We start from the raw sequence: 12,037 nt of genomic DNA on the forward strand, positions 1-12,037 counted from the left end.
CTTCCCCTCCTGTCAGGCCGCTTCGCCCTCGGTGTGCAGCGACTTGGCGAGGTCGAGCAGGCGCCGGCGGGGGCGCTCTCCGAGCTGGTAGTAGGCCTGGATCAGGTCGAGCGTTTCCTTGCGGGAAAACATCTCGCCGCCCTGGTTGGCCGCCTCCCGGCGCTCGATGGCCTCTTCGAGACCGTCGTAGAAATAGCTGACCGGCGATTCCAGCGCCTCGGACAGCTGCCACAGGCGGGCGGCCGAGATGCGGTTGGCGCCGCATTCGTATTTCTGGATCTGCTGGAAGCGGATGCCGACCTGGGTGGCCAACTGCTGTTGGGTCAGGCCCAGCAGGCGGCGGCGGCGACGCAGGCGGCGTCCGAGGTGAAGGTCGATGTCGGTGGCCATGGCCCCAATTCCCCTTGTTCCCAACCTGTCCCGATGCGGGACGGCTCGCCCTTCGGGGGGCAAGGCCCGTGCCGCCTTCCCGCGAGGGGGGAGAATGGATGAACCCGGTTCACCGGGCCCGGAAGCGTCCGGGGCAACCGTTGCGCTTCCAGCGCATTAAACCGCCATCGATCATGCTTGGAAGGAGCGGACTATGAGCGGTTTTGGATGGGTAGCGTGGATTGTCATCGGCATCATCGCCGGCTGGCTGGCTGAGCAGATCATGGGGCGCAATCACGGCCTCCTGACCAATCTGGTCGTCGGCGTCGTCGGCGCGCTGATCGGCGGTTTCCTGTTCAACACCCTCGGTGGGGACGCCGGGGGCAACTGGATCATCGGGCTGATCGTCGCCACGCTGGGCGCCATCATCCTGCTGTTCCTGCTGGGACTCGTGAAACGACGGGCCTGAGGGTTCCGCGTTCGAGACGGAAAAGGGCGGCTCCGCGAGGAGCCGCCCTTCTTCTTGGTCCCGTGCCGGTCAGGCGTCGGGCTTGGCCGGATCGGGCTTGTCGTCGCCGTCGCCGGGAGCGGGATTGGCCGGATTTTCCGGCGGCAGGGTCGGCGGAGTGACCGCCGGGGGAACCGTCTCGGTCGCCGGGGGCGCCGCCTGTTGAGCTGGCGTAGCCGGCGTCGCCGGGCTCACGCCCGGTTGGGCCGGAGTCGCCGGGACGGCGGGCGTCGCCGGAGCGGGGGCGCTATCGTCATCGGCGTCCTCTTCGTCCTCCGCGTCGTCGGTGGTCCGGTTGCCCGGAACCGCGGGCGTGGCCGGAGTCGCCGGCGCGACGCCGGGCTGGGCCGGAGTGGCGGGGGTCGCCGGCGCCGTTACGGCCTCGGCGGAGCCGAACTGTTCGAGAGTGAAGTCGACGATCACCACCTCGCCTTCCTGACGGATGCCGTCGATCGGCACCGCGCGGACGGTGCCGTCGGCGCCTCGCACCGTCAGCTGCTGGCGTCCGCCGTTCAGGCGGGCCCCGACGAGGACGCCGAGATCGCCGTCGCCGCCGCGCACGGTCATGCCGGGCTGCAGCGTCAGGGTCGGCGCCTGGGTCGACTGTGCGGGCGGCGTCGTGGCCGGCGGAGTCGCGGCCGGCGGGGTGGTCGCGGGCGGGGTCTGCGGAGCCGTGTCCTGGCCGATCGCCGGAGCGGTCACGAGGAACAGGCCGGCGACCCCTGTCAAGAGCGCGGTCTTTCGCATGATGGTCAGCCTTGCGTTAAGCGAGCGAAACGGCTCGCACCGCAAGGTCAACACGGAGGCGGAACGGTTTGTTGCGTCAGCCCCGAAATGGCCCCGGGATGGCCCGGATTGGCCAAATTCCATGAGCCGAAGGGCGCGTCCTATTCTTCGCGGACGCGCTTCTTGCGGAACGACGGGTTCAGCACCTGTTTGCGCAGGCGGATCGACTTCGGCGTCACCTCGACCAGCTCGTCTTCCTCGATGTAGGCGATGGCCTGTTCCAGCGAGGGACGGCGCGGCGGGGTCAGGCGCACGGCCTCATCCTTGCCGGCGGCCCGGATGTTGTTCAGCTGCTTGGCCTTCATCGGATTGACGTCGAGGTCATCCCAGCGGCTGTTCTCGCCGATGATCATGCCCTGGTAGGTCTTCTCGCCGGCGCCGACGAACATCACGCCGCGTTCTTCCAGGTTCCACAGGGCGAAGGCGGCGGTCTCGCCGTCGCCGTTCGAGACCAGAACCCCTTTCAGGCGGCCCTCGATCGCGCCCTTGTGCGGCTCGTAGTGGCTGAACACCCGGTTCAGCACGCCCGAACCGCGCGTGTCGGTCAGGAACTCGCCCTGGTAGCCGATCAGCGAGCGCGACGGCGACTTCAGCACCAGACGGGTCTTGCCGGCGCCCGACGGGCCCATGTCCTTCAGCTCGGCCTTGCGGGCCGACAGCTTCTCGATGACCACGCCGGTGTATTCGTCGTCGACGTCGATGACGACGTCCTCGATCGGCTCCAGCCGCTCGCCGTTCTCGCCGGTCTGATAGACCACGCGCGGACGGCTGATCGACAGCTCGAAGCCTTCGCGGCGCATGTTCTCGATCAGGACGCCCAGCTGCAGTTCGCCACGGCCGGCGACCTCGAAGGCGTCCTTGCCGCCCGTCTCGGTGACGCGGATGGCGACGTTGGCCTCGGCTTCCTTGAGCAGGCGGTCGCGGATGACGCGCGACTGGACCTTGTCGCCCTCGCGGCCGGCCAGCGGGCTGTCGTTGACCGAAACGGTCATCGAGATGGTCGGCGGATCGATCGGCTGGGCCGGCAGGGCCTCGGTGACTTCGAGGGCGCACAGGGTGTCGGCCACGGTGGCCTTGGACATGCCGGCGATGGCGACGATGTCGCCGGCCTCGGCGTCATCCACCGGTTGGCGCTTCAGGCCGCGGAAGGCCAGCACCTTGGTGATGCGGCCCTGTTCGATGGTCTTGCCGTCGCGCGACAGGGCCTTGATGGCCATGCCGGGAACGGCCTTGCCGCTCTCGATCCGGCCGGTCAGCAGACGGCCCAGGAACGGATCGCTCTCGATCAGAACGTTCAGGATCTGGAACGGCTTGTCCTTGTTCTCGACCTGCTTCGGCGCCGGCACGTGGTCGACGATCAGGTCGAACAGCGGGGCCAGATTGTCGCTCGGCTGGTTCAGGTCCAGCGTCGCCCAGCCGGCCCGGCCCGAGGCGTAGATGTGCGGGAAGTCCAGTTGCTCGTCGGTCGCGCCGATGGCGGCGAACAGATCGAAGGCGGCGTTGTGGACCTTGTCCGGATCGGCGTGGGCGCGGTCCACCTTGTTGATGCAAAGGATCGGGCGCAGGCCCATCTTCAGCGCCTTGGTCAGCACGAATTTGGTCTGCGGCATGACGCCTTCCTCGGCGTCGACCAGCAGCACGCAGCCGTCCACCATGCCGAGGATGCGCTCCACCTCGCCGCCGAAGTCGGCGTGGCCGGGGGTGTCGATGATGTTGATGCGCGTCTCGCCTGCCTTGCCGTTCCACAGCACGCTGGTGCACTTCGCCAGAATGGTGATGCCGCGCTCGCGCTCCTGGTCGTTGGAGTCCATGGCGCGCTCGGTGGTCGCCTCATTGGCTCGGAACACGCCGGACTGGGCGAGCAGCTGATCCACCAGGGTGGTCTTGCCGTGGTCGACGTGGGCGATGATGGCGACGTTGCGCAGGTTCATTTCGGACTCGGGCGGACTGTGTTCGGCCCCGGAAGGTCCGGGCCGCTGCAAAGGGGCGTGATGGCGGGAAGGCGCGCGCCTCTTACAGGGGCGAACGCGGAAACGCCAGTGCGCGGGAAACACGCACTGGCGTAACGACGCCCGTTATGGCCGATGAAAACGGCGGGCTGAGGGCGGGATCAGACCTTCGCCGACCGGCTCCGCACCCAGCCGTACAGGACGAGGGTGAGCACGGCGAAGGCCACCACCCCCGCCAGCATGGCCGGCCATGTCGATCCCTCGGGGAGCATGGCGAAGGGCGCGTCGTTCCGCGTCCCGACGATCACGCCCGCGGTCATGACCAGGAAGAGGCTCTCGCCGACGATCAGGCCCGACGCCAGCAGCACGCCCATGCGGCGGCCGACGTCGGCGAACCGGGTCTCCTTGATAACCTTGTCGTAGACCCAGCCGATGATCGCGCCGATGACCAGCATCGTGGTCACGGCGGCGGGCAGGTAGAAGCCGATGCCGACGGCCAGCGGCGGCAGCTTCATCTTGCCCCTGGTGGCGCCGCTCAGCACCGCGTCCAGCACGATGATGACCACGCCGATGGCGGCGCCGAGGCCGATCAGGTCCCAGCGCAGATCGCCGCCGATCACGCCGCGGGCCAGAGCCGAGATCAGGGTGGCCTGCGGCGCGGCGAGAGGCTCGTCGGCGATCCCGGCCGGCCCCCCCTCGAAGCCGAAGGCGCTGTTGAGCAGGTTGAGGATCAGCGGGATGACGAGGGCGCCGGCGACGACGCCGACGATCAGGGCCGTCTGCTGGCGCCACGGCGTGGCGGCGACGAGCTGGCCGGTCTTGAGGTCCTGCAGGTTGTCGTTGGCGATCACCGCCACCGCGAAGACCACCGCCGTAACGATCAGGGCGAAGGCCACCACCGACGGATCGGCGGGCAGGCCGGCCAGGGCCAGAACGCCCAGCATCAACACCGAGGCGATGACGATGGCGAGGATGCCGACGCCCGAAACCGGGCTGTTCGACGAGCCGATCAGCCCCGCCATGTAGCCGCAGATCGCCGCCACCGCGAAGCCGATGAAGACCACATAGATCAGGCCTCCGGCGACCAGCAGGCCGGTGGAGCTGGCCAGGGTCGGATTGGCCTGGGCGAACCAGGCCAGGATCAGGCCGATGCCGATCAGGCAGGCGACCGACAGGCCGGCGACGAGGTTGATCGGGATGTCCTGCTCGGTCCGGTCCAGCACTTCGCCGCTCTGGCGGCGGCGGTTGGCGGCCAGGGCCGAGGTCAGGCCGCCGACCAGCGGGCCGGACAGCTTGATCAGGGTCCAGATGGCGGCGACGCCGATGACGCCGGCGCCCATGAAGCGGACTTCCCGGCTCCACACCGTCCCGGCCAGTTCCTCGGCCCCCACGCCCGCGGGCAGGGTCGTCGCGATCGACGGAATGCCATGCGCGGTCAGCCAGGCGATCGTGTCGGGCGAGGTCAGGATCGGCACGGCGATGCACCAGGCCAGGATCAGGCCGAACAGCTGCGCGAGACCGACGCTGAGGCCGATCAGGTGACCCGCGCCCAGCAGGGCGAACTGCATGCCGAAGCCGATGCCGGTCGCGCCGCCGCCCAGGGACGCTGGCAGCTTGATGAACCGCGCCGCCTCGCCGGCGAACACCCGCCCCGCGACCAGCAAGGCATAGCCGGCCGAGACCACGGCCCCGGTGATCACCACCCACAGGCCGGCGGCGTTCTCGCGCACCGCGCTCTCGGTCTGTTCAGCGCCGCGCGAGCCGACGGTCAGCACTTCGGCGGCCGCGACGCCCTCGGGATACGGCAGGTTGGCCTCGACCACGAGGGCGCGGCGCAGCGGAATGGAGAAGGTCACGCCCAGGACGCCGCCGAAGATGCAGATCAGCACCGACTCCCAGAAGGGGAAGACCGTCCACCAGCCGACCATCACCAGGCCCGGCAGGACGAAGATGATCGAGCTCATCGCTCCGCCGACCGAAGCCACGGTCTGGACGGTCATGTTCTCCCAGATGGTCGAGTTCCGGAACATCCGCAGGATGGCCATGGAGATGACCGCCGCCGGGATGGCCGAGGCGAAGGTCAGGCCGACCTTGAGGCCCAGATAGGTGTTCGCTGCGGTGAAGATCACCGCCAGAATGCAGCCCAGAACGAGTGCGCGGAGCGTCAGCTCGATGCGCTTGCCGCCGCTGATCGGCGCGCTCGCGGGTGTGTCGGTCATTGAAGGCCCTCTCCCTTGTTGGGCGGAGGTAAGCCGGAAACGCGGCATACGTCGAGAGGGAGCGTGCAAGCCTTGTCTCCACCCGATTGACTCGGACGTCGTCGGGGCGGAGCTTGACCGCGGCGGGGAGAGACGACGATGCGCAAGATCCTGATCGCGACGGTGGTGGGCCTGCTGTGCGTGGGCGGAGCCGCCAACGCCCGGGGCGAGGGACCCGAGGACGTGGTCAACGGCCGCAAGGCGGGGATGATGCTGTCCGGCGTGGCCATGGGCGCGATGAAGGCGGCGATCGACGCCGGCCAGGCCCCCTCCACCCAGCGGTTCAACAGCTGCGCCCTGGCCCGCTGGGCCCACGCGGTGCCGGGCATGTTCCCGGCGGGCAGCGGCCCCGACTCGGGAGTCGAGACCCACGCCAGGCCCGAGGTGTGGAGCGACCGCGCCGGCTTCGAGACCAGGGCCGCCGCCTACGCCGCCGCCGCCGACCGGCTCGCGGAACTGGCCGCGGGCGACGACGCGGCCGCCTTCAGCGCCCAGTGGACCGTCGTGCGTTCGAGCTGCCAATCCTGCCACGACGCCTACAAGGCCAACTAGGCCGCTCGCCAGCCGGTCTCGGCTCCTCTAGACCTCTCCCATGCCCGAACTTCCCGAGGTCGAGACGGTCCGGCGCGGCCTTGAGCCTGTCCTGACCGGCGCCCGCCTGACCCGCGTGCGCCAGAACCGGCCGGACCTGCGCTTCCCGTTCCCGGAGCGCTTCACCGAACGGCTCGAGGGCGCCACCGTCGAACGGATCGACCGCCGCGCCAAATACCTGCTGATGCCCCTGTCGACGGGCGAGACCTGGGTGACCCATCTGGGCATGACCGGCCGCTTCACCCTGGACGGCGAACAAGTCGGCGAGTTCGAGGAGAATGCTCCCGCGACCGGCAAGCACGAGCACGTCAGCTTCTGCGCGGCGAGCAGCGGGACCACGACGCGGGTGGGTTTCACAGACGCCCGCCGCTTCGGCTTCATGGGCCTGATTCCGACGGACGCGGTCGAGGCGCATCCATGGTTCGCCGGTCTCGGGCCGGAACCGCTTGGCAACGGCTTCTCCGGGGCGCATCTGGCCGCGGCCTTCGCCGGCAAGACGCAGAACATCAAGGTCAGCCTGCTGGACCAGCGCATCGTCGCCGGCCTCGGCAACATCTATGTCTGCGAGGCCCTCTACCGCGCCCGTATCTCGCCGCTCGTCGCCGCCGGCAAGGTCTCGAAGCCGCGCCTCGAAACCCTCGCCGCAGTGGTCCGCGACGTGCTCAACGACGCCATCGAGGCGGGCGGCTCGACCCTGCGCGACTTCGCCAATGCGGAAGGCGGCCAAGGTTATTTCCAGCACCGCTTCGACGTCTACGGCCGCGAGGGCAACCCCTGCTTCGGCGAGGGCTGCACCGGCGTGGTCAAGCGCACGGTCCAGGCCGGCCGCTCGACGTTCTGGTGTCCGGCCTGCCAGAAGCGGTGACGCCATGACCGACCACCGCATCATCCTGTTTCGCGGCATGAACACCGGCGGCGTCCGCGCGCCCGTCGCCGGGCAGCGCGCCATGGCCGAAGCGATGGGGCTGAAGAACCCGCGGACGCTCGCGGCCAGCGGCAACCTTGTGGTCGAGAGCGGCAAGGCGACCGACGCACTTGAGCGGGACATTGAGGCGGAGATGGAGAGGCGCTTCGGCCTGAAGATCGCCGCCATGGTCCGAACCCCGGAGCAGTGGTCGAAGCTGATCGCGGACAATCCGTTCGCAAAGGAGGCGGCCGCCCACCCCGCCAAGCTGCTGGCCATGGTCATGAAGGACGGCATCCGGGATGGGGGCGTGGACGCGGTCCGCGCCTTCGCCGCCGGCGACGAACGGGTCGAGGCGGTCGGCGGCGTGCTCTATTTCTGGCATCCCGACGGGATCGGCCAATCGAAGATGGCCGGGAAGGCCCAGCCGCGCCTGATCGGCGTCGGCACCGGCCGCAACTGGAACACGGTGCTGAAGCTCGCGGAGATGGTCGGCCTTCCGTCGCGCTGACCGGCTCGCTATGCAGGCTGAAGACTGAGGAGACCCCCATGGCCGACAGCTATTCCACCCTTCTGATCGAACGCCACGCCGACGGCTATGCGGTGGTGACCCTGAATCGGCCCGAGGCGCTGAACGCCCTCAACTCCGCCCTGTTCAAGGATCTCGCTGACTTCCTCGACGCCGTCGAGCACGACGACAGCGTCCGCTGCCTGATCCTGACCGGCTCGGGCGACAAGGCTTTCGCCGCCGGCGCCGACATCAAGGAGATGTCCGACCAGTCCTACGCCGACATGTACAAGGCCAATTTCTTCTCGCTGGGCCACGACCGGATCACCCGCTTCCGCAAGCCGATCATCGCCGCGGTCAACGGCTTCGCCCTCGGCGGCGGCTGCGAACTGGCCATGCTGTGCGACTTCATCGTCGCGTCCGAGAAGGCGAAATTCGGCCAGCCCGAGATCAACCTCGGCGTCGCCCCCGGCATCGGCGGCTCGCAGCGCCTGACCCGTCTGGTCGGCAAGGCCAAGGCGATGGACATGGTTCTGACCGCCCGGATGATGGACGCCGCCGAGGCCGAACGCGCCGGCCTCGCCAGCCGCGTCGTTCCGCACGAGACCCTGCTCGACGAAGTCCGCAAGATCGCGGCGAAGATCGCCTCGCAAAGCCCGCTGGCGGTCATGGCCAACAAGGAGATGGTCAACGCCGCGCTGGAGACCACCCTGACCCAGGGCGTCCAGTTCGAACGCCGCCTGTTCCACAGCCTCTTCGCCTTCGAGGACCAGAAGGAGGGGATGGCGGCGTTCGTGGAAAAGCGGAAACCGGAGTTCACCGGCCGCTAGACGAAGGTCAGCTCCGCCCGCTCCGCTCCCTGCCGCGCCGCGAGACGGCAGGGGCGGCCGCGCACCCACAGGCGGTCGCATTCGATCGCCCGCCAGCCTTCCGGCAGGACCACCGGCCGCTGCGGCCAGTCCTCCGGAGGGGCGGAGGACACCTTCAGGCCGGGCAGGCCGAACAGCAGGCCGGTGATCAGTCCGCCCATGTTGGCGAAGAAGGGCCCGGAGGCGATCGGGTCGGGCGCCGTGTCCAGCCGGTACTCGAGGGTCTGCTGAAAGCGGCCGTACTGGAACTTGCCGTAGCCCTCCTTGAACAGTTTCAGGGACAGCTTGCGGTCGCCGGCCCAGGCGGCCCAGACGCCGTACAGGGCCGACAGCATGGGCGCGCCGACGTAGCCGTCCCAAAGGCCCAGGTAGAAGGCCAGGGTGCGCCGCATCGTCTCCTCGTCCGTGTCGGCCCAATAGGGAAAGAAGCCCATCAGCGGCGAGGGCGTGGCCCCCTTCTCCTCGTCCTTTCGGTACCCGGCGTGCTGGGCGATGACCCCGTCGTCGCGCATCGGCGGATGCAGCCCCCGCGCCACTCCGGCCCAGGCCGGGTCGGGCGGCAGGCCGACCCGCCCGGCCAGTTCAATCGCCTGCTCCAGCACGACCCGCCCGGCCATCAGGGTCAGGGCGTCGTCGTCCTCGGGCTCCGGGCGTTCGGCCGGGCCGCCGCCCTCGCGCACCGAATAGCCGTCCCAGGTCGGTTCGACGCGATCGCACAGCCATTCGGCGATATCCGAAACCACCGGCCAGGCCGCCTCATGCATGAAGCGCACGTCGCCGGTGGCGTCGACGTGGTGCAGGAAGGCCCGCGCCACGTGCAGGTTGATGTGATCCTCCCGCCCCGCCGCCGAGGCCCCGCCGGGCGTCGCCTCCTCGCCCCTCGAAGGCCCGGCCTCCCACGGGAACTGCGCGCCACGCCGGCCCAGCATCCGCGCATTGTCCCGCGCCGCCCTCAGGCCCCGCTTGCGGAACTCCAGCATCGAATGCGCCGCATCCGGCTGCAGCACACTGATCGGCGGGATCGCAAACGCGTCCACGTCCCACATCACATGACCGAAATAGTAGTGATAATTCCGCCATGTAGCGAGGCCGTAGATCGAGGTCGACGACGGCGAGGCGTGGTGGACCGAGCTGTTCAGATAGAAGAAGGCGGCGTCGGCCATGGCCTGCCAGCGGTGCTCGGCCCCGACCAGACGGATGCGGCCCTTCCACAGATCGCGCCAGGCGTCGCGATTGCGCCGCCGAAGTTCATCGAAGCCGAGCTGACCGGCCATGGCGATCAGCCGGACCGCCTGCCGGTGCGGCTGGCTGTGGGTCACCGAAGGGACGAGGCTGGTGAGGGTCTGGAAGCGCAGCCGCCGGCCCTTGGCGGCCCGTTGCGCATAGGTGGTCGACAGCGGTCCGAGCGAATCCCACGGCTCCTGGGTGCGCTGCGCCTCGTGAGCCACGGCGGTCAGGGTGGCGACGCCCAGTCGGCCGAGCGCCCCCTCCGACTCCCACAGGATCGACCCGTCGCAGACCGGCTCGGGCTCACCCGCCGTATCGACCCGCCGTTCCAGCATGGAGCCGCGCAGGTCGTTGGTGTCGACACGCGAGCGGACCATCAGATCGCAGGCGGCGTCGACCTCCACCGTCACCTGCTGGCAGACCACCGTCGGATGGGTGCGGCTGGCGAAGGTGACGATCTCCACGTCCGCGCGGCGTTCGCCAATGCGCACCATCAGGCGGCTGGTCAGTTCGCCCGTCGAGAAGTCGTAGGCCTGTTCCACCGGCTGAACGGACTGCGGCTGGTCGGCGGCCCACAGGCCGTCGATGGCGATGTCGCCGCCCAGCGGATACGGACCGGCGACGGCCGCCTCGACCCGCTTTTCGTGGTGCTCGCCGACGAACCCTGAAACGATGCAAACGCCGGCCGAGAGCGGGTTCTCGCGGACCCGCAGTCCGACTAGGCCATTGGACACATAGGCCGGCAGCGACTCGCCGCGCGGGCCGGCCTCGACGGGCGGACTGATCGGAAGGTGGGGGTCCATGGGCTCAGACCACCCCGGCGATCAGGCCCCTCTGGAGCGCCTGTTCGGCGGTCAGATACCAGTTCTCCGCCGCCTTCTCCTCCAGTTCGTCCAGGCTGATGTCGCTCCCCGCGATCAGCTCCTCGAAGCCCCAGGTCTGCACCTTGATGCCGATATCGATCTCGGAGAGCAGGGCTTCGACGCGCGGGCGCTCGGCTTTCAGGAAGTTGGACAGTTCCAGCGTCTTGTTCAGCTTCCGGCAATGGACCATCAGCACCCCGTGCCGATCCAGCCAGCGATCCTCACGCCGGAAGCCGGCCATGATGGTCGCCCCGGCCGAGAACACCGTGGTCTTGCCGAAGAAGAGGGGGTTGCGCCCGGTGCGCTCGCGGAACAGGCGGATGTCCGCGGCCATGCGTCGGCCGACGTCGGCGTCGCCGCCGAGCGTGGTCAATTCCACGACAATCGGATCAGGGCCGTCCGCCGCGGCCAGAAACTGGTCCTGAAAGGCGGCGAACATGCCGTCGTTGACCTCGCCGTTCAGGCGAACGCGCGGGGTGAAGAGGGCTTCGGGCGGTGCTGTCATTCCTCGGGGGACGCGGGGCGGAGCCGGAACTCCGCCCCCAAGTCCTTACTGCCGTTGCTTCTGGCGCTGCTGGTCCTGGCGCTGGCGCTGATCGTCCTGGCGCTGCCGTTGTTCGTCCTGGCGCTGCTGGCCGCCCGCCTGACGCTGTTTTTGATTCTGGTCCTGGTTCTGACCCTGGTTCGGCATGTCCTTACTCCGTTGTGATGGGCGCCGAGGCGCATCCCGACAACCGGGCGAAGCGCGGCCGGTTCCTACGTCGGACGCCCGACATTCAGGTGATCTGGTCGGGGTGGGTCTGGGTTCCGGCCGGCGCCGCGTCCACCTCCTGATAGGGGTCGTCGGTCTCCTGAATGGAGAGGATCGACTCCCCCTGCGACATCAGCGGCGCGGCCGCGTCGCCGGCCTGGACGTCGGTCTTCGACGGGACCTTCAGGACGCGCGTCTCGCCGCCCGCGACGCCCACGGTCACGTGATAGATGCGCATCGATCAGGTCCCGAAGCCGCCGGAGCCGCCCGCCCCGGCCGCGCCTTCACCGCCCGTGGCGGGATCCGCCTCCTGCTTGCCCGCAGGGGCGCCGCCCTGATCGGGACGGCGTTGGCCGGCGGAGCCGCCGCCATCGGCGCCTTTTTCGGGGGTTTCATCGTCTCTCGGGTCTGGGCTGTTGGCCATTTCGGTTCTCCTGTGCCTGACTGGACAACG

General features: G+C 69.2%; 14 protein-coding genes. 6 read left to right on the forward strand and 8 right to left on the reverse strand.

From position 1 onward, the window contains the following. Window positions 1-12: 12 nt before the first annotated feature. Window positions 13-399, reverse strand: a complete 387-nt coding sequence (locus tag VEA98_RS08695; RefSeq protein WP_324813639.1) for a helix-turn-helix transcriptional regulator — start codon at window positions 397-399, stop codon at window positions 13-15. 184 nt (window positions 400-583) lie between these two features. Between VEA98_RS08695 and VEA98_RS08700 the strand changes: the two genes are divergently transcribed. Further along, window positions 584-838, forward strand: coding sequence for a GlsB/YeaQ/YmgE family stress response membrane protein (locus tag VEA98_RS08700; protein ID WP_324813072.1), 255 nt, complete (start codon window positions 584-586; stop codon window positions 836-838). Between the two features lie 69 nt (window positions 839-907). On the opposite strand, the gene VEA98_RS08705 is transcribed toward VEA98_RS08700, so the two are convergent. From VEA98_RS08705 to VEA98_RS08715, 3 genes are all read right to left on the reverse strand, one after another. Further along, on the reverse strand, window positions 908-1,624 hold the full coding sequence (locus VEA98_RS08705) for a hypothetical protein (protein ID WP_324813074.1): 717 nt from the start codon (window positions 1,622-1,624) through the stop codon (window positions 908-910). A 140-nt stretch (window positions 1,625-1,764) separates the two neighbouring features. Next, window positions 1,765-3,594: a translational GTPase TypA gene (typA, locus tag VEA98_RS08710; RefSeq protein ID WP_324813076.1), complete on the reverse strand. Its 1,830-nt coding sequence runs from the start codon at window positions 3,592-3,594 to the stop codon at window positions 1,765-1,767. A gap of 179 nt (window positions 3,595-3,773) precedes the next feature. Beyond that, window positions 3,774-5,831, reverse strand: a complete 2,058-nt coding sequence (locus tag VEA98_RS08715) for an OPT family oligopeptide transporter (protein WP_324813078.1) — start codon at window positions 5,829-5,831, stop codon at window positions 3,774-3,776. Between the two features lie 138 nt (window positions 5,832-5,969). On the opposite strand from VEA98_RS08715, the gene VEA98_RS08720 reads away from it, so the two are divergent. Genes VEA98_RS08720 through VEA98_RS08735 form a run of 4 tightly spaced genes read left to right on the forward strand, consistent with a single transcriptional unit; the run spans window position 5,970 to window position 8,703 of the window. Then, on the forward strand, window positions 5,970-6,422 hold the full coding sequence (locus VEA98_RS08720; protein WP_324813080.1) for a cytochrome c: 453 nt from the start codon (window positions 5,970-5,972) through the stop codon (window positions 6,420-6,422). A gap of 40 nt (window positions 6,423-6,462) precedes the next feature. Next, the gene (gene mutM / locus VEA98_RS08725) at window positions 6,463-7,326 is read left to right on the forward strand and encodes a bifunctional DNA-formamidopyrimidine glycosylase/DNA-(apurinic or apyrimidinic site) lyase (protein WP_324813082.1); all 864 of its coding nucleotides are present in this window, start codon (window positions 6,463-6,465) and stop codon (window positions 7,324-7,326) included. A 4-nt stretch (window positions 7,327-7,330) separates the two neighbouring features. Further along, window positions 7,331-7,876: a DUF1697 domain-containing protein gene (locus VEA98_RS08730; RefSeq protein WP_324813084.1), complete on the forward strand. Its 546-nt coding sequence runs from the start codon at window positions 7,331-7,333 to the stop codon at window positions 7,874-7,876. A 38-nt stretch (window positions 7,877-7,914) separates the two neighbouring features. Continuing rightward, window positions 7,915-8,703, forward strand: a complete 789-nt coding sequence (locus tag VEA98_RS08735; RefSeq protein WP_324813087.1) for an enoyl-CoA hydratase-related protein — start codon at window positions 7,915-7,917, stop codon at window positions 8,701-8,703. Here the strand turns inward: VEA98_RS08735 and VEA98_RS08740 are convergent. Continuing rightward, window positions 8,700-10,772: a glycoside hydrolase family 65 protein gene (locus VEA98_RS08740; protein WP_324813089.1), complete on the reverse strand. Its 2,073-nt coding sequence runs from the start codon at window positions 10,770-10,772 to the stop codon at window positions 8,700-8,702. The genes VEA98_RS08735 and VEA98_RS08740 overlap by 4 nt on opposite strands. A gap of 4 nt (window positions 10,773-10,776) precedes the next feature. Further along, complete coding sequence (locus VEA98_RS08745; RefSeq protein WP_324813092.1) at window positions 10,777-11,337, reverse strand: peptidase S14; 561 nt, start codon at window positions 11,335-11,337, stop codon at window positions 10,777-10,779. Window positions 11,338-11,391: 54 nt separating this feature from the next. On the opposite strand from VEA98_RS08745, the gene VEA98_RS08750 reads away from it, so the two are divergent. Beyond that, window positions 11,392-11,541, forward strand: coding sequence for a hypothetical protein (locus VEA98_RS08750; protein WP_324813094.1), 150 nt, complete (start codon window positions 11,392-11,394; stop codon window positions 11,539-11,541). A gap of 67 nt (window positions 11,542-11,608) precedes the next feature. Here VEA98_RS08750 and VEA98_RS08755 read toward each other — a convergent pair whose 3' ends face one another. Next, window positions 11,609-11,821 (reverse strand): hypothetical protein, encoded by a 213-nt coding sequence (locus VEA98_RS08755; protein WP_324813096.1) that lies wholly within the window; start codon window positions 11,819-11,821, stop codon window positions 11,609-11,611. A gap of 3 nt (window positions 11,822-11,824) precedes the next feature. Further along, complete coding sequence (locus VEA98_RS08760) at window positions 11,825-12,007, reverse strand: hypothetical protein (protein ID WP_324813099.1); 183 nt, start codon at window positions 12,005-12,007, stop codon at window positions 11,825-11,827. Window positions 12,008-12,037 lie beyond the last annotated feature (30 nt).

This window comes from Brevundimonas sp., from assembly GCF_035627055.1.
GTDB lineage: Bacteria > Pseudomonadota > Alphaproteobacteria > Caulobacterales > Caulobacteraceae > Brevundimonas.